23 protein-coding genes are annotated in these 23,699 nt (G+C 65.4%); 8 read left to right on the top strand and 15 right to left on the bottom strand.

Annotated elements, in window-relative coordinates; translation table 11 throughout:
- Positions 1-10: 10 nt before the first annotated feature.
- Genes MRY80_RS08515 through MRY80_RS08480 form a run of 8 tightly spaced genes read right to left on the bottom strand, consistent with a single transcriptional unit; the run spans position 11 to position 8,445 of the window.
- The gene (locus MRY80_RS08515) at positions 11-1,765 is read right to left on the bottom strand and encodes an FAD-dependent monooxygenase (protein ID WP_293290007.1); all 1,755 of its coding nucleotides are present in this window, start codon (positions 1,763-1,765) and stop codon (positions 11-13) included.
- Positions 1,758-2,843, bottom strand: a complete 1,086-nt coding sequence (locus MRY80_RS08510) for a branched-chain amino acid ABC transporter permease (protein WP_293290005.1) — start codon at positions 2,841-2,843, stop codon at positions 1,758-1,760. Before MRY80_RS08510 ends, MRY80_RS08515 begins: the two co-directional genes overlap by 8 nt.
- A gap of 5 nt (positions 2,844-2,848) precedes the next feature.
- On the bottom strand, positions 2,849-3,709 hold the full coding sequence (locus tag MRY80_RS08505) for a branched-chain amino acid ABC transporter permease (protein WP_293290003.1): 861 nt from the start codon (positions 3,707-3,709) through the stop codon (positions 2,849-2,851).
- A gap of 1 nt (position 3,710) precedes the next feature.
- Positions 3,711-4,415, bottom strand: coding sequence for an ABC transporter ATP-binding protein (locus tag MRY80_RS08500; RefSeq protein ID WP_293290001.1), 705 nt, complete (start codon positions 4,413-4,415; stop codon positions 3,711-3,713).
- Positions 4,415-5,134 carry an ABC transporter ATP-binding protein gene (locus tag MRY80_RS08495; protein ID WP_293289999.1) on the bottom strand — a complete coding sequence of 240 codons (720 nt, stop codon included), beginning with the start codon at positions 5,132-5,134 and terminating at the stop codon, positions 4,415-4,417. The genes MRY80_RS08500 and MRY80_RS08495 overlap by 1 nt, the downstream gene beginning before the upstream one ends.
- Before the next feature lie 57 nt (positions 5,135-5,191).
- Positions 5,192-6,472 carry an ABC transporter substrate-binding protein gene (locus tag MRY80_RS08490; protein ID WP_293289997.1) on the bottom strand — a complete coding sequence of 427 codons (1,281 nt, stop codon included), beginning with the start codon at positions 6,470-6,472 and terminating at the stop codon, positions 5,192-5,194.
- Between the two features lie 30 nt (positions 6,473-6,502).
- Positions 6,503-7,570: a maleylacetate reductase gene (locus MRY80_RS08485; protein WP_293289995.1), complete on the bottom strand. Its 1,068-nt coding sequence runs from the start codon at positions 7,568-7,570 to the stop codon at positions 6,503-6,505.
- A complete protein-coding gene (locus MRY80_RS08480) occupies positions 7,567-8,445 on the bottom strand; it encodes a dioxygenase (protein WP_293289993.1) in 879 nt (292 codons plus the stop codon). The genes MRY80_RS08485 and MRY80_RS08480 overlap by 4 nt, the downstream gene beginning before the upstream one ends.
- A gap of 99 nt (positions 8,446-8,544) precedes the next feature.
- Between MRY80_RS08480 and MRY80_RS08475 the strand changes: the two genes are divergently transcribed.
- Positions 8,545-9,495 carry a LysR family transcriptional regulator gene (locus MRY80_RS08475; RefSeq protein WP_293289991.1) on the top strand — a complete coding sequence of 317 codons (951 nt, stop codon included), beginning with the start codon at positions 8,545-8,547 and terminating at the stop codon, positions 9,493-9,495.
- Between the two features lie 9 nt (positions 9,496-9,504).
- On the opposite strand, the gene MRY80_RS08470 is transcribed toward MRY80_RS08475, so the two are convergent.
- The 7 genes from MRY80_RS08470 to MRY80_RS08440 form a co-directional block, all read right to left on the bottom strand.
- Positions 9,505-10,428, bottom strand: coding sequence for an ABC transporter permease (locus MRY80_RS08470; protein WP_293289989.1), 924 nt, complete (start codon positions 10,426-10,428; stop codon positions 9,505-9,507).
- Entirely contained in the window at positions 10,418-11,452 is a 1,035-nt protein-coding gene (locus tag MRY80_RS08465) for an ABC transporter permease (RefSeq protein WP_293289988.1), read from the bottom strand. The genes MRY80_RS08470 and MRY80_RS08465 overlap by 11 nt, the downstream gene beginning before the upstream one ends.
- Positions 11,449-12,945: an ATP-binding cassette domain-containing protein gene (locus MRY80_RS08460; RefSeq protein WP_293289986.1), complete on the bottom strand. Its 1,497-nt coding sequence runs from the start codon at positions 12,943-12,945 to the stop codon at positions 11,449-11,451. Before MRY80_RS08460 ends, MRY80_RS08465 begins: the two co-directional genes overlap by 4 nt.
- A gap of 2 nt (positions 12,946-12,947) precedes the next feature.
- Positions 12,948-13,433, bottom strand: coding sequence for a RidA family protein (locus MRY80_RS08455; RefSeq protein ID WP_293289984.1), 486 nt, complete (start codon positions 13,431-13,433; stop codon positions 12,948-12,950).
- Positions 13,430-14,242, bottom strand: a complete 813-nt coding sequence (locus MRY80_RS08450) for an isochorismatase family cysteine hydrolase (RefSeq protein ID WP_293289982.1) — start codon at positions 14,240-14,242, stop codon at positions 13,430-13,432. The genes MRY80_RS08455 and MRY80_RS08450 overlap by 4 nt, the downstream gene beginning before the upstream one ends.
- A gap of 55 nt (positions 14,243-14,297) precedes the next feature.
- Positions 14,298-15,371, bottom strand: a complete 1,074-nt coding sequence (locus MRY80_RS08445) for a BMP family ABC transporter substrate-binding protein (RefSeq protein WP_293289981.1) — start codon at positions 15,369-15,371, stop codon at positions 14,298-14,300.
- A 242-nt stretch (positions 15,372-15,613) separates the two neighbouring features.
- Entirely contained in the window at positions 15,614-16,282 is a 669-nt protein-coding gene (locus MRY80_RS08440) for a TetR family transcriptional regulator (RefSeq protein WP_293289979.1), read from the bottom strand.
- A 375-nt stretch (positions 16,283-16,657) separates the two neighbouring features.
- Between MRY80_RS08440 and MRY80_RS08435 the strand changes: the two genes are divergently transcribed.
- The 7 genes from MRY80_RS08435 to MRY80_RS08405 all read left to right on the top strand — a co-directional run bounded on the left by MRY80_RS08435 (position 16,658) and on the right by MRY80_RS08405 (position 23,698).
- The gene (locus tag MRY80_RS08435; protein ID WP_293289977.1) at positions 16,658-17,665 is read left to right on the top strand and encodes an HEXXH motif-containing putative peptide modification protein; all 1,008 of its coding nucleotides are present in this window, start codon (positions 16,658-16,660) and stop codon (positions 17,663-17,665) included.
- A 59-nt stretch (positions 17,666-17,724) separates the two neighbouring features.
- Positions 17,725-18,648, top strand: a complete 924-nt coding sequence (locus tag MRY80_RS08430) for an ATP-grasp fold amidoligase family protein (RefSeq protein ID WP_293289975.1) — start codon at positions 17,725-17,727, stop codon at positions 18,646-18,648.
- An 88-nt stretch (positions 18,649-18,736) separates the two neighbouring features.
- Positions 18,737-19,405, top strand: a complete 669-nt coding sequence (locus MRY80_RS08425) for a trimeric intracellular cation channel family protein (RefSeq protein WP_293289973.1) — start codon at positions 18,737-18,739, stop codon at positions 19,403-19,405.
- A gap of 136 nt (positions 19,406-19,541) precedes the next feature.
- The gene (locus MRY80_RS08420) at positions 19,542-19,985 is read left to right on the top strand and encodes a DMT family transporter (RefSeq protein WP_293289971.1); all 444 of its coding nucleotides are present in this window, start codon (positions 19,542-19,544) and stop codon (positions 19,983-19,985) included.
- A gap of 98 nt (positions 19,986-20,083) precedes the next feature.
- The gene (locus MRY80_RS08415) at positions 20,084-21,106 is read left to right on the top strand and encodes a BMP family protein (RefSeq protein WP_293289969.1); all 1,023 of its coding nucleotides are present in this window, start codon (positions 20,084-20,086) and stop codon (positions 21,104-21,106) included.
- Complete coding sequence (locus MRY80_RS08410) at positions 21,106-22,659, top strand: ABC transporter ATP-binding protein (protein ID WP_293289967.1); 1,554 nt, start codon at positions 21,106-21,108, stop codon at positions 22,657-22,659. The genes MRY80_RS08415 and MRY80_RS08410 overlap by 1 nt, the downstream gene beginning before the upstream one ends.
- A complete protein-coding gene (locus MRY80_RS08405) occupies positions 22,649-23,698 on the top strand; it encodes an ABC transporter permease (RefSeq protein ID WP_293289965.1) in 1,050 nt (349 codons plus the stop codon). The genes MRY80_RS08410 and MRY80_RS08405 overlap by 11 nt, the downstream gene beginning before the upstream one ends.
- Position 23,699: the final 1 nt, after the last annotated feature.

The following is a 23,699-nucleotide window of genomic DNA, read 5'->3' as shown; positions in this document are numbered from 1 at the left end:
CAGGTCCTCCCTAACGGCTCAGGATCTGCTTCATGACACGGCGCAACTCCGCCGCGGGTTCGTCGGCGACCGTCTCGCGGCGCCAGCAGACGTGATGGTCGGGCCGCACCAGGACGACGCCGCTGTCGCGCACCTCGCGGGCCCGCGCCCAGTCGCCGGAATAGTCCTGCCACTGCTGGCGCGGACCGATGACGTGGCTCGCGATTTCGATGCCGAGTTCCTTGCCGACGATCGTGGCCGCATCGACCCAGCCTTCGCCGCCGATCCCGGTCAGAAGCGTGAACCGCCCATGACCGGTGATGTCGAGGGTGGACGCCTTGCCGCCGCGCTCGTCATGAACCCAGACATGCGGCACGCGCGCGCCCGGCCACGTGGTCGCGGCATAATGAAGGTCCCTGTCGCGTTCGAAGGCGGGTTCCGGCTGACCGTCGGTGACGATTGCCTCGGACGCGTAACGCTGGTTCATCTCCACGCCATGCGCGTCGAACTCGTACTCCTTGAAGGCGATCGCCTTGCGGATCGCGTCGCGCTGCCGCTCCGCGTCCGGCGTATTGTCGCAGCGCGCATCCATGTTGGCCTGCATCTTGACCGGATCAACTGATTCCAGAAGTCCGAGCGACTCGAAGATCGGTCCGAATTCCTCGATCGACTGGTTGGCGCGTGTGACGATCTGCTTGGCGACCGGCGCGCGCTCAGCGCTGTAGCTTTCCAGAAGGTCCGGCCCAGCCTCGCCCCTGACGACCATCGCGAGCTTCCAGGCAAGGTTGAACCCGTCCTGGATCGACGTGTTCGAGCCGAGCCCGTTGGACGGCGGATGCCGGTGAATGGCGTCACCCATGCAGAAGACGCGTCCTTTCTGCAGATGGGTCGCATAGCAATTGTTGACCGTCCAGACGGACGCGTCCTGGAACTCGATCTCGATGTCGGGATCGCCGATCAGGTCGCGCGCCACTTTCACGGCGAAAGCTTCATCGACCTTGGGCGGCGGCTGGTTGATGTCGTATCCCCAGTTGATCAGCCATTCGTTCCAGGGCCGGATCATGCGCACCAGCCCCATGCCAATGCCGCCGACCTCGGCGCCGGGCTGCAGCACCCAGTAGAGCACCGACGGGCGGTGGGCGACATATTTGGACAGATCCGCCTTGAAGAGGATGTTCATCGAACCCGCGACGCCCATCTGGCCCGCAAACGGAAGGCCGGCATGCTCGGCCACCTTGGAGTTGCCGCCATCCGCGCCGACGAGGAATTTCGAGCGTATCGTGAACTCCTTGCCGGTCAGCCGGTCGAGGCAGGTCGTGGTCACGCCGTCCTCGTCCTGCACATGGGAGAGATACTCCGTCGACATGCGCGACTGGGTGCCTCGCGCGCAGGCCGTCTTGAACAGGATCGGCTCCATGAACGTCTGCGGGCAGTCGTTCATCTGCGAGGGCGACGCCAGAATGTGCTCGGCGCGCGACAGCGGGTGTTTGCCCCAGCTCTTCATGCGGCCGATCTCCTCGCCGGCGATCGAGGTGCAGAACACGTTCTCGCCCATCAGGTCCTGGTCCGTGCCGTAGAAATAGACCTCGTCCTCGACGTCGGTGCCGAGGTCGCGGATCACCTCCATCGCCCGCTGGTTGGTGATGTGGGCGCGCGGCGTGTTTGCCAGCCAGCGATAGCGGTTGATGGCCATGTTCTCCACGCCGTAGCTCGACAGCAAAGCGGCGGTGGTGGAGCCGGCCGGGCCCGTTCCGATGATCAGAACGTCGGTATCGATGTCAGCCATGAGTGTCCTCCCGTGATGATGTGGTGAGTTGTCCGCCGATCAGCCGGCGGCGAATTGGAAAGAGCTGGATCCCGGTCTTGCCGGTGAACAGGCCCCACAAGCCGCGGGGCGCGAACAACATGACGACGATGCCGATGAGACCGAGGATGAGCAGGTACCAGGAGCCGTAATCAGCAAACAGGTTCTGCAGGATGAAGAAGACGAGGATGCCGATGAACGGACCTTCGAGCGTTCCGATACCGCCGATGACCACGATGAAGATGACATAGGCCGTCCAGTCGGTAACCGAAAACGCGGCGTCGGGCGAAATGCGCGCCGTCTGGACATAGACCAGTGCGCCGAGCATGCCGGTGCCGAAGGCGGTCGCGACATAGACGATCATCTTGAGCCGGGACGCGTCCACCCCGACCGAGCGCGCCGCCTGGAGATTGTCGCGCACCGAAGCGAGGCCGATGCCCCGCTTGGAACGCAGGAGCCAGTAGATGAAGCCGACCGTCGCCAATGCGAGACCGAGAGCCAGCCAGTAGGTGACGATGTCGGCAGCGGCCGACGACTTGACGTCGAACAACTCCTTGACGAGGGGCACGCCGACCATCTCGTGGGTGGTGCCGCGCGGCAGGGACGTGCCGGTTCCGCCGCCCAGCACCTTCCACTGCGCAAAAACCAGCCGGAAGACTTCCGCGATCACCCACGTGCCGATGGCGAAATAGGCGCCGTCGAGACGGAACACGAAGAAGGCCGTCGGAACGGCAAGCAGGGCGGCGAAGATCCCGGCGACGGGCAGCGCCATGATCGGATCGAACCCGGCGAGGATCACGAGCGCGAACATCGCATAGGCGCCCGCGCCGACGAAGGCCTGCTGTCCGACCGACACCAGACCCGCGAAGCCGGCGAGCAGGTTCCAGTTCTGCGCCAGCACGAGCATGGTCAGGATGAAGAACAGGTCCTGGATCACGCTACGCGAGACGAAAAACGGCGCAGCGAACGCCGCGACGACGGCCAGGACCGCGATCACGGCGAAGACGGTCGAAGCCGTCGTCCGGGTCTGGACCGCCCATTTCTGCGCAGGCTTGCTCATGGCCCTCAGCCTCCCTTCGCAAAGAGACCGCGCGGGCGAAACGCAAGCACGACAAGGAACGCGACGTGGCCCGCCAGGATCTGCCATTCGGGATTGATGGCGGCACCGAGGGTTTGCGCGACACCGATGATCACGCCGCCGGCCAGCGTCCCCCACAGCGAGCCGAGCCCGCCGATGATCACCGCTTCGAACGCGTAGATCAGCCGGGCCGGCCCGATGGTGGGATCGAAATTCGCGCGGGTGCCAAGATAGAGCGCGGCGATCGTCACGACGACGAAGGCGATGCCCGTGGCCATGGCGAAGATGCGGTTGGGCTCGATCCCCATCAGCCCGGCGGTCACCGGGTCGTCGGATGTCGCGCGGAAGGCGCGGCCGAGCGCGGTGCGGTAGAAAAGCTGGTTGAGGCCGACAATCACCGCGACCGCAGACAGGAAGGTCAGCAGCGGCATCACGCCGACGGAGATTGGCCCGAGCGCGATCGAAGCGGTTTCGAGCGCGCCCGCCGAAATGCGCTGGCTGTCGGCCGAAAACCCCTGCAGCAGGCCGTTCTGGATCACGATCGACAGGCCGAATGTGACAAGAAGCGGCGGCAGGATGTCGTCGCCCAGCGTCCGGTTGAGGACCACCAGTTGCAGGCCCCAGCCGAGCACGAACATCAGCGGGATAGCCACCAGCGCGGCAAGGAGCGGATTGAGCCCGAGCGCGGTGACCAGCGTCAGGATCAGGAAGGCGCCGAGGACGATGAGGTCGCCATGGGCGAGATTGACAAGACGCATGATGCCGAAGACGAGGCTGAGACCGGCCGCGAAAAGCGCGTAGAGCCCGCCAAGCAATATGCCCTGCACGATGGTGTCGACCCAGATCATCTCATGCGGTCCCGAAATAGGCGTTGTGGATGGCCTCGCGCGACAGGTCGGCGGGCGTTCCGGAAAGCGTGACCCGGCCTTCCATCATGCAATAGACGCGATTGGCCACCTTCAGGGCCTGTCCGATGTCCTGCTCCACGACGACGATGGAGGCGCCGGACTGCTGGATGCGCGGGAAGGCCGCATAGATGTCGCGAATGACGACCGGCGCGAGGCCGAGGCTGATCTCGTCGCACAGAAGCACGCGCGGGTTGGACATCAGCGCCCGCCCGATCGCGACCATCTGCTGCTGGCCGCCCGACAAGGCGGTCGCCGGGCTGTGGCGCCTTTCCTTGAGGACGGGAAACAGGGCGTAGATGCTGTCGAGGGACCAGATGCCGGCAACCTTGCGGCCGTAATTGCCGATCAGCAGGTTCTCCTCGACTGTGAGCGACGGAAACAGCCTGCGCCCCTCCGGAACCATCGCGATGCCGTGGGCCAGGATGTCGGGCGGCCTCGCGGCGCCGATCGCGGCGCCCTCGAACACGACCTGACCCGGTTCATTTGTCAGGATGCCGGTGATCGAGCGGAGCAGCGTGGTCTTGCCTGCGCCGTTGGCGCCGATGATGGCGATCGTCTCTCCCGCCTCTAGCGCGATATCGACGCCGAACAGCGCCTGGAAGTCGCCGTAAAACGCGGTCAGGGCGCGGGTCTCCAGGAACGCCATCAGATCTCGATCCCCAGATAGATTTCCCGGACTTCGCGCGACGCAATGATCGCTTCGGGATCGCCGAGCCCGATCACCTTGCCGAAATCGAGGACCAGCAGCCGGGACACGACGGAATTGAGCGCGTGGAGCACATGCTCGATCCAGATGATCGAGACGCCGCGCGCATGGATGGCGCGAATGGTCTCGACCAGCGATTGGCACTCGGCCTCGGTCAGGCCGCCGGCGATCTCATCGAGCAGCAGAACCTTCGGATTGGTGGCAAGCGCCCGCGCCAGTTCCAGCCGCTTGCGCTGCAGGAGCGTCAGGCTGCCGGCCAGGTCGTTGGCGCGATGGATCAGCCCCGTATCGACCAGGATCTCGGCGCAGGCTTCCGTGACATGATCCTCGGCGACCCGCGAGCCGAACGCGCCTGCCACGACGAGATTCTCGAAGACGGTGAGCTTCTCGAAGGGTTGCGGGATCTGGAACGAACGACCCAGCCCCATGAGGCAGCGCTTTTCGGCCGACATCCGCGTGATGTCGCGGCCTTCCAGGTCGATCCGCCCCGAATCGACCGCGATATTGCCGGTAATCAGGTTGAACAGCGTCGACTTGCCGGCGCCGTTCGGGCCGATGATGCCCAGCGCCTCGCCTTGCTCAAGGTCGAACGAAATCGCCTGCGCGACCTTGAGCGCACCGAAGGATTTCGTGACGTTTGAAAGCGAGAGGATCGGCATGATGTCCCGTGAAGCAAGGATGGGAAGAGGCCGCGACCAGCCCCTCCCCGGTTCGTGTCAGGCGATCGGTTCCATCACGCCGCCGGTCGGAATTTCCGGTTGCGTGGTGTTTTCCACGATGACCAGGTCGTAACCGCCACCGTCCTTCAGCCGCCACTGGCCGCCGACGAGCGGCGTCTTGGCGATGTTCTTCGAGGCGAAGGGCGGCAGTGCGTCCGTCCCCCATTCCAGCGGCCCGACAAGCGTGTCGAGTTTGGTCGCACCGATGGCCTCCGCTACGGCGTCGGCGTCGGCGGCGTCCGGGACCCGTTTCATAACGTCGACAGCGACCTCGAACAGCGCGTGCACGAAACCGATCGGCTGCGTCCAGGGACGGCCGGTCTTCGCGGTGAAGTCGTCGGCGAATTCCTGCGCGCTCGCGCCGGTGAGCGACGATTTGAACGGGTGGCTGGGCGACCACCAGACTTCCGACGACAGGTTGTGGCCCTTGTCGCCGACGGACTCGACGGCGGAGGGAAACAGCAGCGCCTTGCCGATCGAGGCGATCTTCGGCGTGAAGCCCTGCTGCTTGGCCTGGGTCCAGAAGGTGGTGAAGTCCGGCGGGATCATGACGCCGGTGACGATCTCGGCATTGGCCGCCTTGAAGGCGTTGATCTGCGCGGAGAAGTCGTCGGTCAGGTTCTGGTAGCGGCCCGGATCGGTGAGCCCGTAGCCGAGTTGGTCGAGCACGGGCGGGAAGCCGACATTGGCGTCGCCCCAAGCATTGCCGTCGCCGTCATTGGGAAACAGCCCGCCGACCTGCTTGTTTGTGTCCAGCTGGCCCCACATGTTGGTGAAGACGGCGATGACGTCCTCCAGGCCCCAGAAGAAATGATAGGCGTAGTCGAAGGGCTGCCAGCTTCCCGGGTCGCCGGGGTTGCCCTGCTGGCCGATGAACCAGGGCTGCCAAGGCGCGACGGTTGACAGGCAGGGGACTTCCTCGGCCTCGCAGGTCGTGGCGACCGGATTGGTCGTCTCCGGCGTCGAGGCGACCATGACGAGATTGACCTCGTCATCGACGATCAGTTCGCTCGCCACTTCGGCCGCACGGTTGGGGTTGGACTGGCTGTCCTTGACGATCACCTCGAAATCGAGACCCAGCGCCTTGGTCGTCTCCAGGAAACCCGAAACGATGTAATTGTCGGCCTCCGCGAAACCGGCAAGCGGGCCTGTCTGCGGGCTGACATAGCCCAGCTTGATTTTGGCGTTCTGGGCGATCGCCGGCATCGCGAGCCCCGGAGCGCTGGCGACCACGCCGGTCGCAGCGGCGTTCTTCAGAAGTCTGCGTCGTGTAATCATCGTTGGTTCCTCCCTTACGATGCGGTGAAATCAGACCTGCGGCGACCGTCCCTCGAAGGCGTCCTGCAGCAGGGAACGGATCGCGTCCCGTTCGACGGGGCGCGGATTGGCGTATGGGTGCTCGGCCGCCATGCCGGCGGCCTTGTCGAGATCGTCTTCGGTCAGCCCGAGATCGCGCAGCCGCATGGGCGCGCCGACCGCCTCGGCGAAGGCGAACAGGCCCCGGCCCGGCGTGGCGCCGAAGATCTCGCCGAGCGGCGCCAGCAGGTCCGGCACGGCCTGCGCATTGTAGCCAATCGTGTGCGGCAGCATGATCGAATGGGTGTCGGCATGCGGCGTGTTGAACGCGCCGCCGAGCGTGTGGCAGATCTTGTGATGCAGTGCCATCGAGACGCCGCCGAGCGCGACGCCGCCCAGCCATGCGCCATAGGCCGCCAGCTTGCGCGCATCGCGGTCTTGCGGATCACACACCAGCACCGGCAGCGCGTCCTTGAAGGCGCGCACCGCCTCCATCGACACCAGGCTCATGACCGGATTGCGGTCCGTCGCATAAAGCGCTTCGGCCGCATGAGCGACGGAGTTGAGCGCGGACGTGACCGTCATCGCCTTGGGCAGCGACAGGGTGAGATCGACGTCGTAGATCACCGTTTCGGGCAGGATCGACGGGTCTCGCCGCGTGACCTTCCGCCCCTGCGCGGTCTCTCCCAGAATGTCGGTCATCTCCGACCCGGCATAGGTGGTCGGTATCACGACCTGGTCGGCGCCAGTGCGCGTCGCGATCGCCTTGCCGAGCCCGGTCGTGGAGCCGCCCCCCAGCGAGACGACGCAATCGGCCCGGGCGTCCGCAAACGCCTGCAGGGCCTTTTCGGTCACGTCAGTCGGCGTGTGCATCGCCGCTCCAGCGAACACCCCGGCACTTGCCCCGCCGAGATCGTCGGAGAGCGCGCGCGCCTGGGCCTCCTGCTGCGGCGTCGACAAAACGAGCGCGCGGCTGCGGCCCAGCCGCTCGACTTCAACCCCTGTCTGCGCCATCGTGCCAAAGCCGAAGACGACACGCGCCGGGATGCCCGGGAACACAAAGGAATCGGCGAGCTTCATGACCGCACCTCGCGACGCGCCCGCGCCATGACGAAGGTGAAATCGAGCGCCCACTGGCGACCGCCCTCCTGTCCCTCCGCTTCGCGGAAATTCCCGATGAGATCCGGGCGCACCCCCAGGATCGCGTCCTCCCCGAGCAGCGGATCGTCCCCGTCGAAGACCTGCGTGGTGATGGTCTGGAACCCGGGCGCCGAGATCTGGAAATGCAGATGCGCCGGCCGCCCCAGCGGGTAGCCGAGCTGCGTGAGCAATTCGCCGACAGGCCCGTCGCACGGCACGCCGTAGCCGCTCGGCTTCACGCTGCCATACCAGAATTCGCCATCGTCGTCGGTGGTGAACACGCCGCGCAGATTGAACTCCGGCTGCAGGTCGGGCTGCTGGTTTTCAAACAGCCCCTGCGCATTGGCCTGCCACGTCTCGACCGTCGCCCGGGCGACCGGCGTGCCGTCGAGATCGACCACCCTGCCCTTTACGGTCAGCGGCTCGCCCCTGCCGTCCAGCGAGATCGACGCGCCGAGCGGCAGCCGGGGCGCGTCCGACCGGTAGAACGGACCACGCACGGTGTTGCGCGTCGCCCGGTCCGGCCGGACCGTGTTGATTTCTTCCACGAGAGCGGAGACGCCGAGAAGGTCGAACAGGAGAACCCATTCCTGCCGATGGTCGTCGCAGGCATGTCCGACATCCGTGAGGAAGGAGACGACCGCCCGCAGCTCGTCGCGGCTCGGGCGCAGTTCGGCGACGACGGCGTGGAGGTGCCTGACGATCCCGGTCATCGCTTCCGACAACCGGGCGTCGCGCGCCGCCTTCAGGCGCCCGGCGACAATCGCCGGCGCTGTCGCCTCGTTGAAATCAACGCCCTCCGGCACCGATGACATGCTGCCTCCCGATCGTCACCGTTCCTCCAATGCGATCGAGAGTAATATGCCGCGCTGTGCCAGATATGATTTCTCCACGATTTAATATATCATTTTGTTATGAAGCTCGATGAAAGGCATCTCGTTCAACTCGCGGCGGTCGTGCAGGCCGGCGGCGTCACCGAGGCCGCCGCCATGCTCGGCGTGTCCCAGCCCGCCGTGTCGCGCACCTTGAGCCTGATGGAGAAGCGCCTCGGCGAACCGCTCTTCGTGCGCGGCAAGCGCCCCCTCGTGCCGACGCCGCTCGGCCGGACGCTGGCGGAACACGGCCAGATCATCCTGTCGGCCTCGCGCGCGGCATCCGAGGCGATCGACAATTTCCGGGGCGGCACGAGCGGCCTCGTGCGGCTCGGCGGCGTGCCCTTCTTCATGGACGCGCTCATCTCGCCGATGATCGCCAGCTTTCAAAACGCGTTTCCCGACATCCGCTTCCAGCAATCCTACGGCTATCTGCCCGACCTGCGCGCGGCGCTGGAGGCGGATCGCATCGACCTCGCCGTCTGCCCGATCGACATCCTGGACGAAGGCTCGGGCCTGCAGTTCGAGGAAATCCTGCCCGGGCGCAACGTGGTGGCCTGCCGCGCCACGCACCCGCTCCTCTTGAAGCGGAAGCTCAAGACGACCGATCTTCTGGAATACCCCTGGATCGCGCCGCCGCCGGGCAGTCCGCTGCACGCCGATCTTCGCTCGATCCTGCATTCGCTGGGCGCTACCGAGGTGAAAATTCGCTTTTCGGGCGGCTCGCTCGCGAGCGTCCTCAACTACATGGCGGCGACCGACGCGCTGACCGTGCTGCCCCACGGCGTGGTGTTCGCCTTCCGCAAGGACCGCCACATCACCGCGCTACCGATCAAGGTTCCCCATCCCGACCGGGCGCTCGGCCTGCTGCGGCTTTCGGCGGCGCCCCGCTTGCCCGCGGTGGATAAGTTCGCCGGCCATATCGTGCGTTCCTTCGCCGATCTCAGCCACCTGATCAAACGCCATGAACGCGCCGTCGTCTGGGGGGCGTGACCGGCCCGGTCACGCGAACACCGCCTTGAGATCGGCCGGCATGGCAGAAGCGCGGCGGGCGAAGACGTGGCTCGACACGAGCACGACAAGCACGACGAGATAGGGAAACGTGCCGAGCAGATGCGGCGAGAAGGCGTAGCCGGCCGACTGGATGCGAAGGACGGAGACCTCGGCCAGACCGAACAGCAGGCAGACCGGCAAGACGAGCGCCGGCTTCCAGCGCGCGACGATGACGAGGCCGACGGCCACCAGCCCGCGTCCCTTGGTCATCTCCTGCGCCCAGGTCTGCGTGTAATCCACGGACAACACCGCGCCGCCGAAACCGGCAAGCAGGCCCCCAACGACGATCGCCGTGACCCGCACGCGTGTCGCCCGAATGCCGTTCTCCCCTGCAATCCGCGCCGATTCGCCGACGGCCTTCCATTTGAGACCCGGACGGGTCTGCGCCAGCCACCATGCCGCGAAACACGTCGCGAGAATCGCGAGCGGGACGGCCATCGTCGCCTGCGCCATGACCGTGCCGATGAAAGGGATACCGTCGGTCAGCGGCGAACCGAGGTCCGCAAGCGGCGTCACCTGCTTGCCGACCAGCGCGCGGCCGAAAAAGGACGTGCCGCCGAGCGCGATCATCCAGACCGCGAGGCCCGATCCGATCTGGTTGGCGCCCGCGCCGAGGACAAGTCCGGCATGGAGGAGCGACAGGGCGCCGCCGGCAAGCGCGCCGGCGAGAAGCCCGAGCCACGGATTGCCGGTGGCGACGCCGACGGTGAAGCCCACACAGGCGCCGGTCAGCATCTCGCCCTCGATCCCGAGATTGATGACGCCGACCCGTTGCGTGAGCGTTTCTCCCAGTGTGGCGAAGATCAGCGGGGTGGCGCTGCGCAATGTGGCGATGCACCAGGTCGCGAGCAGCGCGACGAAATCAGCGGTCACGATAGGTCCTCCAACGTGCCAGCAGTCCGGGTACGGCAAGCGCCGTGGCAAACAGGAGGCCTTGCATGATTACGGCGCTGGCCGCCGGAACCTTGGCGAAGAGCTGCAGGGCGTCGCTGCCGGCGACCAGCGCGCCGACGAAAAGCGAAATCGGCAGGATGACGAGTGGCTGGTGCCGCGCGAGCCACGCGACGAGGAAACCCGTCAGCCCGTAGCCGAGTGAAATCGTCGGCTGCAACCGCCCCTGGATCGCGGACACTTCGGCGATGCCGGCGATCCCCGCGATCGCGCCACCGACGCTCATCAGGGCAACGACCCAGAAGGCGTAGCTCAGACCGAACATCTCGCCGACCTTCCGATTGCCGGCGAGGATGCGGATCTTCTGGGCCCATTTCCCGTGGTTGAAGAAGAGATGCAGCCCCACCGCCAACAGGACGCCGACAAGCAGTCCGAGATGAATGCGCGTGTCCGGCACAGCCGGCAGCACGGCGCCTTGCGGAAACTTCATCGTCGCGGGCCAGCCCTGGCTCGCCGGATCGCGCCACGGACCGAAGACGAGCGCGCTCACCAGCAACACGCTCACATAGTTCATGAGCAGCGTGACGATGGTCTCGTTCACGTCGAGGCGCGCCCGCAGCATGCCCGGCACCCAGCCATAGAGCCCGCCGCCGATCGCAGCCGCGATCAGCATCAGCGGAATGAGCACGACGCCCGGAAGCTCGGGCGCAAGCAGGACGAGGCCGGTGCCGAGGATCGCCCCGGCATGCAATTGGCCTTCGGCGCCGACCGAGATCAATCCCAGCCGCCCCGGCACAGCGACCGCGAGCGCGCACAGCAGGATCGGGGTCATCTTAGCGAAGGTCTGCGAAATCGAATAGGCGTCGCCGAGTGCATAGACCACGAGGCTGGAAAGCATCTCGAAGGGCGGCTTGCCAAGCGCCGCGAAGAAGGCTGCGGCGAGAGCAAGGAAACAGGCCGCCGTCAGAACTGACGCCAGCAGCGGAAACCGCATGACGGTGCTCATGCCGCCTCGCTCACGGATGCCATGCCCGCCATCAGCGCGCCGATACGGTCGCGCGTCAGCGTGCCGTCATTCGTTTCCAGCGCCACGATCGCGCCCTCGCGGATCACCGCGATGCGGTGCGCGGCGGCCAGCAGATCGTCGAGATCCTCGGAGATCCACAGCACGGCGGCACCGGCCGCGGCCTGCGCGAACATGTGCTCGTAGACCAGTTCGATGGCCGCGAGATCCAGCCCCATGGTCGGATAGCAGGCGAGGATCGCGGGCCGCGGCGTTCCCAGTTCACGGGCCGACACCAGCTTCTGCAGATTGCCTCCAGACAGCGTCCCGGCGCGCTTGTCGGGAACAGGCGGATTGACGTTGAACCGACACAGCAGGTCACTGGTCGAGCCGTCGGTCCGATTCCCTTCCGCGAGATCGCGCAGCGCGAGATTGTCGGCCAGAGACAATTGCTCGACCGTCGCGTTCTCGCGGGGCTGCTCGGGAATATAGCCGAGCGGCGTCGAGAGCGTCTCGCCGGGCCGGCGTCGTCCGATACGCTCGCCGTCGAGCAGGACTTCGCCATACGTGACCGGCTGGATTCCGGCGACGACTTCGGCAAGCAGGGTCTGGCCGTTGCCGGCGACACCGGCGACACCGACCACTTCGCCGCGACCCACCGCAAGTGAGATGTCCCGCAACCGCATTCCCGCCGCCTGCGCCGAGACGTACTGCAGGACGAGGCGGTCCACCGGATTGGTCGCCGGCTGCGGCGACGGCAGTTTCCGATCGACGGTCTTGCCCATCATCAACGTCACGATCTCCTGCATGGAGCGTTCGCCGCGATAGGAGACATCGACGATGGCGCCACGCCTCATGACGGCGATACGGTCGGCGCAGGCCTCCACGTCGCGCAGCTTGTGGGTGATCAGGACGACCGCGACGCCGTCGGCCGCCAACTGGCAGATGAAGCCGTGCAGCCGGTCGGTCTCGGCCGGCGTCAGCACCGATGTCGGCTCGTCCAAGATGACGATCCGCGCCTGGATGTTCAGCACCTTGACCAGTTCCACGATCTGCTGCTCGCCGACCGACAGATCGTGGACCGGCGTGTCCGGATCGATTGCCGGCGCCATGTCGCGCAGTTTCGACAGGACGTCGCCGGTCGCGCGGTTGCGCCGGCTTTTCCAGAACGGCGTCTTCGGCCAGGCGAGGAGAAGGTTGTCGCGCACCGACAGCGCCGGCAGTTGGGAGAAATGCTGGAAGACCATGCCGATCCCCTGGCGCAACGCCTCGGCCGGTCCGGATATGCCGTCCGGACAGCCCTCCACGACGATCGTTCCGTCCGTTGGCGGAAAAACGCCGTAGAGCAGCTTCATCAGGGTCGACTTGCCGGCGCCATTTTCGCCGAGCACCGCCAGAACCTCGCCGGAACGGATCTCCAGCGAGGCCTTGTCGACGGCGACGAGATCTCCGAATTGCATCGTCACCGCGTCGAAGCGGGCAAGCACCTCGCCCATCGTCATGCCACCGCGAAGATGGCGTCGACTTCGACCGCCGCGCCTTGCGGCAATTGCGCGACCCCGACCGCGGTGCGCGCATGCGCCCCGACATCCGGGCCGAAGACCGAATGGAACAGGTCGGACGCGCCGTTGATCACATGCGGCACCTGCAGGAAGTCCGGCGCGCAATGCACGAAGCCGCCGACGCGAACGCAGGATTTGACCCGGTTGAGGTCACCGTCGAGCGCCTCGCGCAAGGCGGCGATCAGGTTCAATCCGCAGATGCGCGCCGCCTTCTGCGCCGTTTCCAGATCGACCGCCTGGCCGACCTTGCCTTTGTAGACCATCGTGCCGTTCCATTCGCAGGTCTGGCCGGCGAGATAGATGACGTCGCCCAGCCTCTGCCACGGCACGAAATTGGCGATCGGCCGCGGAACCTGCGGCAACTCGATGCCGAGCCGGACAAGCTGCTCTTCCGGCGTCGGGCTCACTTCAGACAGCGTCATTTGCCACCGCCCTTCTCGGCGTCGAGCGCGTCGTGGACCGCACCCGATCGGGCGACGAAACCGAACAGGAGCTTGACGTTGTAGAGCACCGCCTGAACGCAATAGTCCGGCGAGGTCGTGGCCGTGCAGTCTTCCAGCAGGATCGTGTCGTATCCGAGGAACGTGGCATCCTCCAGCGTGGTCATGACGCACTGGTCCATGTTGACGCCCGCGACGAGCAGCGTCTTGACGCCAAGGTTGCGAAGCACGGCGTCGGTCTCGCAATCCCAGAACGCGCTGAAGCGGTGCTTGACGATCTGGTGATCGCCGTCGCCTGGATGGATCTCGTCGACGACCTCCGCGCCCCAACTGCCCCTGGCGATCACTTCGGAGCGCGTTCCCGGCACTGGCTGGGCGAGGTTGGTTTCGTGGCCGTGCGGATTGTGCGCGTGCTGCAACGACGGCGCGATGTTCAGCAGGTCCTTGCGAACGCCCCAATTGACCCACACGACCGGGATATCGGATTCTCGGCAGCGTCCGATCAGGCTCTTCAAAGGCGCGATCGGCTCGCGGTTGGGGCTGATGTCGATCCCGCGCGAATGCAGCCATCCACCCTCGGTGCAGAAGTCGTTCTGCATGTCGACGATCAGCAGTGCGGTCTTGTTGGCGTCGATGGTGACGGATTGCGGCTCGGCGGTCATGTGAAGCGGCCGCAGCGGCTTGGCCGGCCGGCTCATGTCGACGTGGTCCTCGGTGACGAGCCAGCCCTGGCTCGCATCCTGTCCCATCAAGACGGCCTCTTCGGGCATTGTTTTGGGCATGGTGCTCATGGCGTTTCCTCCAGGAAGAGACGCGGCGGCGCGCAGATGCGCCGCCGGGACAGGATCAGTTGGTCGAGCCGACGACGCCCTTGACGAGGAAGTCCATCGTTTCCACGGCTTCCATGCCCATGGCCTCGCCGTCTGCGACGATTGCGCTTCCATCCTGTGCAATGATCGGGCCAGACCAGATGTCGAAGGAGCCCGACGTGATCGCGTCCTTCTTCGCCAGCACGTCAGCGCGAACGTCTTCGGGAACAGTGTCGCCGAACGGGTCGAGCACCGCCGCGCCGCCGGCGAGGTCGCTGCGCACATGCGACGGCTCCCAGGTTCCGGCGTGGATCTCCTCGACAAGCTCCTTCATCATCGGACCCCAGTTCCAGGAAACACCCGTCAGCCAGGCTTCCGGCGCTCGGTCCATGACGTTGACGTCCTTGCCGATCATGAAGACGCCGCGCTTGGCCGCCGTCTGGGCAATGGTGATCGGGCTGTCGACCTGTTCGGCGATCACGTCGATGCCTTCATCCGCAAAGGCGTTGACCGCCTCGGCCTCCTTCTGCGGCTCCCACCAGCCGCCGGTCCACACCACCGTGACCGTCGCCTCCGGATTGACCGACTGCGCGCCGAGCGTGAAGGCGTTGATGGAGCGGAAGAGCTGCGGGATCTGGAAGGCACCGACGAAGCCCAGCTTGCCGGTCTCCGACTTCGCCCCGGCGACCATGCCGGCCAGATACATGCCGTCATCGCTGTCGGCCCAGTAAGTGCCCACATTCGCTGACGTTTTGAGACCGCCTGCGTGGAGGAACTTCACGTCCGGATATTTCTCACCGAGCGAGATGGCATAGTCGAGATAGCCGTAGCTGGTCGCGAAGATGATGCCGTGGCCGGAATTGATCAGGCGCTCCATGACCTGCTCGACTTCTGCGGACTCCGGGATGTTCTCGAACGCGGTCGTCTCGATGCCGTCCATGGTCTCTTCCAGGTACAGCCGGCCGAGATCCATCGAGGTGTTGTAGCCGTAATCGGCCGCCGGCCCGACATAGACGAAGCCGATCTTGTTCAGGTCCGGTTCCGCCAGGGCCTGTGACGAGAAGGCGATGGCCGCTGCGAACGCGGCCGGGAGGAGGTGCTTCAGGGTCATTGCGATGTCCTCGGGGTTGGAAATAGTAATCACACGTTTACTAAAGCAACCACCGTGCCAGTTCGCGTGGCGCGCCCGGCGTTTGGGTCGGAAAATAGTAAAAATCCATATACTAAAAAGACTTGGCGATCTGACACCCACGGCCGGCCGCTCTGTCAGGCTCGTCGAGCGCGACGGCGCGCGCAGAAGTGTGCACAGCGAATGACCACCCGCTGCACAAGCATTCGGCGATTTCGCAGAAGTCAGACCGGCGCTTCGGGCTGAAGAAACGCCTCGAGCATCTGGCGGGCGAGGTCGTAATGCTCGCTCTGCCAGCCCTTCGACGTCAGATCCGCGTTCCAGATGACGGAGAGCGTATAGGCGTTGGACTTGTGGAAATAGGAGAGCGCCACCATCACCACGTAGAGATGCAGCGCGTCGATACCGGACCGGACGCAGCCGGCCTGCTCGCCGCGCCGCAGAAGCGCGTCGATATGCTCCACCACCGGCGACGCCACCTTGGGCGTCGCGACCGAGTTCTTCAGGAACTCGCCCTCCATCAGGTTTTCCGCCGACAGCAGCCGGATCAGTTCCGGATGGTTGGCGAAATGGCCGAAGATGAAATCGAACATCGTCAGGAGGCCGGCCCGGGCGTCCGCCGTCGAGACGTCGAGCTTCAATTCCTCGGTGCGCAGTTCTCCGAGCACCTGCTCCAGAACCGCGACATAGAGCCCCGCCTTGTCATTGTAGTAATGATAGACCATGCGCGGCGTCACGCCGGCCGCGGCGCAGATCGTGTCGATGCGCGCGCCTGCGAAACCGTGCTGTGCGAACTGGGCGATCGCGGCGCGAAGGATCCGCTCCCGCGTCTCCGCGATATTCGCCGCACGCGGGCCGGAGGGCGCGCCCATCCGTTTCTTTCGTGCCTGCACGGTCCTCTCCATCGTCGCCCGAAGCTGGTAGCCAGTTGAGGCGCATGGCGCAAGACGGCGCGCCATCAGGGCCGCGCAAGAGAGCGGCAGATCACAATCGAAACTTCCTCTTCGGAATGTTCGGCCTCCATGGACAGTTTTTCGATCCGATGTTAGCGTGACGACCTGCAACACGAAGCGACGACTTGAAATGTCGCTGATCAAGCTTGATTCCAAAAAGCTCGTCGGATTCTCCTCCGAGGGCCGCAAGACCAATACCGAAAAGGGCGGCATGCCAAAGAAGACGAAGTAACAGTTCCGATCTGTTGATCATCTGTGGGCGGCGCCATCACGCCGCCCTTATTCGCCAACGTCCAACCGCGCGGCGTGCTCGCCTTGAACCATTCCCAGGCAATCCTGTTCGGGTCTTCGCCGGCGACCGCGAGGGCGTTGCGTTCGGGCATCAATGCAAGCTTCGCCGACAGCCTGTCCGAAGTGTTCCGGGCCTGTGCCGGGCATGTCGAGATTCCCGAGGCCCGGGCCGAGCGGCTGATCGGCCGGCTCAACGCCGGTCGGCGCGAAACGCCCTATCTCTATTCGCTGTTCTTCGCGATCCTCTCGGCGATCGAGCGCGACGACCTCGCTTCCCTCCAGACGCTGATCGACAGGCTGCTCGCCGCCGAACCGGCAAAGCCGGGCGTGCTGATCACGAGCCTGATCCCGGATCAGTTTCCGTGGGACGCGGAAATGGTTTCGGGATTCTTCGCCGCCGAGGCCGATTCGGTCTTTCGCTATGTCGCGCCGCCGCACGAACTCGTCGCTGGGCGCACCGGCCAGATCCGCGAAGCGCTGAACCTGATGTCCGCCTGCGCACCGGACCTGATGGCCGAGACCGAGGAACTGGTGACGACCATCATTCTCGCACGCGCCGTCGAGGACACGGGCTCGGGAGACATCGCTGCGTTCCAGGGCTCCTCGGCGCTGCGGGCCTTCGGCGGCATCATATTCGACATCGAGCCCGATCCCACCGTTGTCGATACGATCGCGCTCTTCGTCCACGAAGCCGCACACAACATGCTGTTCGCCCTCTCGCCGAAGGAAGGCGTCGTCCGCAACGGGGACGACGAGCGCTTTTCGTCCCCGCTGCGCGACGACCTCCGGCCGCTGGAGGGCATTTTTCACGCCGTCTTCGTGCTGGCGCGCATGGCCTATGCGCTGGAGCTGCTTCGCTCCTCGGGTCGGCTGACCGAGGATCAGGCGGCGAGAGCCACCGAGATGCTGAGCGGCAGCACCCGCCTCTTCGATGACGGCCTTCGCACGCTGCAGCGCCATGCCGACCTCACGCCGGAGGGCGAATTCGCCTTGAAATCCGCCGAACGATACATGGCCGGGGTGGCGGCCTGAATCCGCCAAAGACCAGGGCCCGCTCCGGCGCCTTCTCTCGAAATTGGGGCGCCCTGGCATTGAACGCCGAAATCTGGCTCCGACATCCGAAGCTCACGCTCCGGCATCTGCGCAAACGCGGGAAGCTTCCCGATCTCGCTCATCCACACACGCTCACCGAGAAATATGTCTGGCGGCTGATCTTCGACAGAAACCCGCTCTTCACGGTGTTTTGCGACAAGCTGGCGACCAAGCGCTGGATCGCCGCACAAGTCCCGAGTGTTCGATATGCGGACGTGCTGTGGACCGGCGACAGCATCCGCGAGGCCCCGAAACCGCTCCTGCGCGCGGCGGCCTATCTCAAGTCCAACAATTCCACCAACACCAACCTGAAGCTCTCAACGAACACGCTGGATGAGGCAGGGCTGCATCGACTGACGCGGAAATGGCTCGAAAAGGACCTGTATCGCCTGCGTGGAGAGTGGGGTTACGCCGACATCACGCCTGTCCTCTTCATCGAGGAGGACCTCGCCACCGACGCGGATGCGGAAACAGTCGAATACTCGGTCTACGTCTTCTGTGGAGAGATTTCGCATGTCAGCGTCATGACCGACCACAAGTCGCGGGACGTGCGTTTCGCGCGGTTTCGCGAAGACGGGGAACGCATGGAGATCCGCCGGGTGCTCCGCAAGGAATACAAGCTGCTTGCGGAAGACTTCCGGTCGCCGGTCGCTTTCGACGCGCTGTCACGAACGGCGAAGGCGATCTGCGAGGGGATCGACCATCTCCGCGTGGATTTCCTCTGGAACGGAGAGGACATCTTTCTCACGGAGATCGTGACCTATCCCGTGGCCGGTTTCGTTCGTTACGACGACGAAGCCCTGATGAAAGAGATGAGTGGCCGTTGGGACTTGCACGAATCCCATTTCTTCAAGGTCGAGCAGACCGGATGGCGAAAACGCGCGCGCGACTGGTTCGAGGAGAACTGGCGCGAGGATCGGTGATATCTGCCTTTCACCGCCCTCGCCACCTTGAGCCATCGCGAGCGGGCAAGGCATAAGCGTCGTTGCGGACAGTTGAGGAGGCGACCCGATGATGGAACTGGAAAGGCTCGCGCCCTTGCTGACGGTGGTCGACCTCGCCGCCGCGACCGTCTTCGCGGTCACGGGCGCGCTGGTGGCCTCACGCAAGCAGATGGACATCATCGGCTTCATGTGGCTCGCGGTCGTCACCGGCGTCGGCGGCGGCACGGTGCGCGACCTGCTGCTCGGCGTGCCAGTCTTCTGGGTGGTCAACCCGTCTCCGGTCGTCACTTGCCTGATCGCGGCCGTGGTTGTGCACTTTACCTCGCACCTGATCCAGTCCCGCTACATCCTGCTCCTGTGGCTGGACGCTTTCGGCATGGCGCTGGTCACGGTGGCGGGCACGGCAAAGGGCCTCGATAACGGGACCGGCGCCGTGGTGGCGGTCGTCATGGGCGTCATCACGGCCTCCGTCGGCGGCATGATTCGCGACATTCTCGGCCAGGAACCGTCGATCATTCTGCGGCGCGAAATCTATGTCACCGCCTCCGTTCTGGGCGCCTGCACTTATGTGCTGGCGGTCAGCCTCGGCGCGGACCGCACCCTCGCAGCGCTTGCGGGTATCGCCGTGGCTTCCACCGCCCGGGTGCTGGCCATCGCGCTGGGCTGGTCGATGCCGGTATTCCGGTCCCGACCGGGACGAAGCCTCGAACAGATCAGGAAAGACAACGAAGGCTGAACGGCGGCAGCGTGCCGTTTGATCCGGGCTTCACCCGACGGGCGATCCGGACGGCACCGTCGAGATCGGGCCTTGCCCCGTGCCGCGTGCAGTCGCAACCTGCGGACCCAACCCGAAAAGAGATCGCGGAGGCGACATGAATTCCTTCTGGATAGCCCTGCTGGTGGTCGTGGCCGGCGGCATGGCCCTCGGATTGCAGGCGCCCGTGAACTCGGCGCTGTCGCGCGCCATCGGCGACGGCGTGACCGCGGCGATGGTCTCGTTTGGCGTCGGCTTCGTCGCATTGGCGGCCGTGGTGGCGGTTCGTGGCTCCTGGCCCGGGTTCGCGGCGCTGCGACTGGCCCCGCCATGGCTCTTCGCCGGAGGCCTGCTCGGCGGCTTCTATGTCTGGTCGGCATTGTCCGGCGTGTCACGACTGGGCGTCGTGACCATGACGGCGGCGCTGATCCTCGGCCAGATGCTGGTCGCCATGCTCCTCGACAGGTTCGGCGCGTTCGGCGTCCCGGCCAGCGCGATCAACTGGCAGCGCCTAGTCGCGGTCGCGCTGGTCGGCGCAGGCCTCGTGATGTCGCGCCTGTGAGGAATTCCGCTGACCCCTTGCCGTTTTTTTGATCCCGATTTACCATCTGATCAAAATTTTGGCGGGTCACCGGATTTCCACGCAGACAGGAGTGCGCAATGTCCAACAAATCCTTCAACACAACCCGCCGCAGGCTGCTTCAAGCCGGCGCCGCGGGCGCATCGGTTCTGGCCATGCCGGGCCTCATTGGCCGGGCCGGCGCCCAGGAAAAGCTCAAGGTCGCGGCGATTTACACCGTACCGGTCGAGCAGCAATGGGTCAGCCGCATCCACATCGCCGCAAACGCGGCGGTTGAGCGCGGCGAGATCGAATATGTCTTCTCCGAAAACACCTCGAACAGCGACTATGAGCGCGTCATGCGCGAATATTCGGAAGCCGGCCACGACCTGATCGTCGGCGAGATCTTCGCCGTCGAGGACGCTGCCCGCCAGGTGGCGCGCGACTATCCCGACAAGGCCTATCTGATGGGGTCGTCCTTCCTTCCGCAGGATGACACGCCGAACCTCGCCGTGTTCGACAACTACATCCAGGACGCATCCTATCTCTCCGGCATCATCGCCGGCGCGATGACGAAGTCGAAGAACATCGGCATGGTCGGCGGCTTCCCGATCCCCGAGGTCAACCGCCTGATGCACGCCTTCATGGCGGGCGTGAAGGAAACCGCCCCCGACACGTCTTTCCAGGTCGCCTTCATCGGTTCATGGTTCGACCCGCCGAAGGCCAAAGAGACGGCCTTCGCCCAGATCGATGCCGGCGCCGACATCATGTATGCCGAGCGCTTCGGCGTTTCCGACGCGGCCAAGGAAAAAGGCATCCTGGCGATCGGCAACGTGATCGACACGCAGCCCGACTATCCGGACACCGTCGTCGCCTCGGCGCTCTGGCACTTCGAGCCGACGCTCGACGCGGCCATCGCCAAGGTCAAGGCCGGCGAGTTCAAGGCCGACAATTACGGCACCTACTCCTTCATGAAGGAAGGCGGCTGCTCGCTGGCGCCGCTCGGCACCTTCGAGGGCAAGGTGCCGCAGGAGGCGCTCGATCTCGTCGCCGCGAAGGAGGCCGCCATCAAGGCCGGCGAGTTCACGGTCGAGATCAACGACGAAGAGCCGAAATCGAGCTGATGGGCGCCGGAGGGGGCGCGGAGGCGGAGACTGTTCTCCGCCTCTCAAACATCACCAAGCGTTTCGGGCCCCTGACGGCCAATGATTCCGTGTCCTTCGAGTTGAAGCGGGGCGAAGTGATCGCCCTGCTCGGCGAGAACGGAGCGGGCAAGACGACCCTGATGAACATCCTCTTCGGCCATTACGTGGCCGACGAGGGAACCGTCGAGGCGCTGGGCAAGGCCCTGCCGCCCGGCGATCCGCGCGCGGCGCTTGATGCCGGCATCGGCATGGTCCACCAGCACTTCACGCTGGCCGACCAGATGACGGTCCTGGAAAACATCGCGCTGGGCACGCAGAAGCTGTTCGCACCGCGTTTCGACCGCGCCAAGGCGCTGGCGCGCATCGAGGAACTGTCCCGCGATTTCGGCCTCGAAGTGCGCGCCAACGCGCAGGTTTCCGACCTGTCGGTCGGCGAACGCCAGCGCGTCGAGATCCTCAAGGCGCTCTACCGCGACGCTCGCGTGCTCATTCTCGACGAGCCGACCGCCGTCCTGACCCCGATCGAGACCGAAGCGCTGTTCACCACGCTGAAGAAACTCGTCGCGACCGGACTGTCGGTCATCTTCATCTCGCACAAACTGAACGAGGTGATGGCGGTCAGCGATCGTCTCCTGGTCCTGCGTTCAGGCAAGATTTCCGGCGAACGTCGAACGGCCGACACCAATCGAGGCGAACTGGCTGCGCTGATGGTCGGCGAAACGATCAAGGAACCCGAAGTCGTCGAGCACTCCCCGGGCGACACCGTAATCGCGCTTGCCGGCGTCTCGACGGCCGGCCGTGCCGGCGGCGCGCCGCTCGACGCGATCGACCTCGTCTTGCGCGAAGGCGAGATCACCGGGCTCGCCGGCGTTTCCGGCAACGGCCAGGCGGCGCTGGCCGCGCTGATCGCCGGAACGATGAAGCCCGAAACCGGCACGATCACGATCCGCGGCGAGACGGTCGCCGACTGGTCGGCGCGCGCCGCGCTGGCGCACCGCATCGGCCGCATTCCCGAAGACCGGCACGCGACCGGCATGATCGGCGACATGAGCGTGACCGAAAACGTGATCTCGGAAGCCTATCGCTCGCCCCGTTTCAGCCGCATGGGCCTTCTTGACTGGAAGGCGGCTGAGGATTTCGCGCAAGCGATCATCCGCGACTATGACGTGAAATGCCCCTCGCCCAATGCGCGGGTGCGGCTCCTGTCCGGCGGCAACATGCAAAAGCTGATCCTCGGCCGCGCCTTCGACGGCGAACCGCAGGTGATCCTCGCCAACCAGCCGACCCGCGGCCTCGATGTCGGCGCGGTCGCCTATGTTCACACCAAGCTCCTGGAAGCCAGGGCGCGCGGTGCCGCGATCCTGCTGATCTCCGAGGACCTCGACGAGGTCCTGGCGCTGGCCGACCGGGTCATCGTCATTTCCAAGGGCAAGCTGTCGCCGCCGTCGAAACGCGGCGAGCTGTCGGTCCGCGAAATCGGCGAGCGCATGGCCGGGCATGGCTTCACCGAAGAGGTGTCCGATGCGGCTTGAACCGAAACCGCAGCCCGGCATCGTCGTCACCCTCCTCTATCCCGTCGGCGCGGTCCTGGCGACGATCCTCGTCGCATCGCTGCTCGTGCTGATCGCGGGAGCCTCGCCCTTCAACGTCTTCTGGCTGGTCGTCAAGGGCGCCGTCGGTTCGCAGTTCGCGCTCTTGGAAACGCTGACCCGGGCGACGCCGCTGATCTTCACCGGCCTTGCCGTCGCAGTCGCCTTCAGGGCGAAGCTCTGGAATATCGGCGCCGAGGCGCAGCTCTATATCGGCGCGGTGGTGACCGTGGTACTCGGCACCGGCGCGGTCGCCATGCCGGCGCCGGCCCTGATCCCGCTGATCATGATCTGCGCCATGCTGGCCGGCGCGCTGCTGCTGCTCGGCCCGGCTGTGCTGAAGGTTCGCTTCGGCGTCGACGAGGTCGTGACGACTCTGCTCCTGAACTTCATCGTCATCCTGTTCGTGTCGATGCTGCTGGAAGGCGCGTTGAAGGACCCGATGGGTCTCGGATGGCCGCAATCCAAGCGCGTGATCGCGGACGCGCAACTGCCGCGGCTGATCACCGGCAAGCGGCTGCATTTCGGCTTCGTCATCGCCGTGGCAAGCGCGGTCATCGTGTGGGTGGTCATGAAGAAGACCACGCTCGGCTACGAGATGCGCGCCGTCGGCAACAATGCCGAAGCCGCCCGCTTCGCCGGCATTCCGGTCAACCGGGTGCTGATGAAGACCGCGCTTCTGTCGGGCGGTCTGGCCGCGCTCGCTGGCTTTTCCGAGGTTGCCGGGCTGAAGGGGAACCTGACGCTCGATCTGTCGCCGGGCTTCGGCTACACCGGCATCGTCGTCGCGATGCTGGCCATGCTCAACCCTCTCGGCGTCGTCGCCTCGGCGATATTCGTCGCCATCATCTTCGTCGGCGCCGACGCCATGAGCCGCTCCGCCGGCGTCCCGAGCTACATCGCCCAGGTGATGGTCGCCACCGCGCTTCTGACGATGGTGACCGCGATCATGCTGACGCGCTACCGGATCAAATGGAGGTGAT

Origin of the sequence: Oricola sp. (genome assembly GCF_022763245.1) — a bacterium.
Classification (GTDB): domain Bacteria; phylum Pseudomonadota; class Alphaproteobacteria; order Rhizobiales; family Rhizobiaceae; genus Oricola.
The sequence above is the reverse complement of the archived record's forward strand: the minus strand, read 5'-3'. Positions and strand labels throughout refer to the sequence as shown.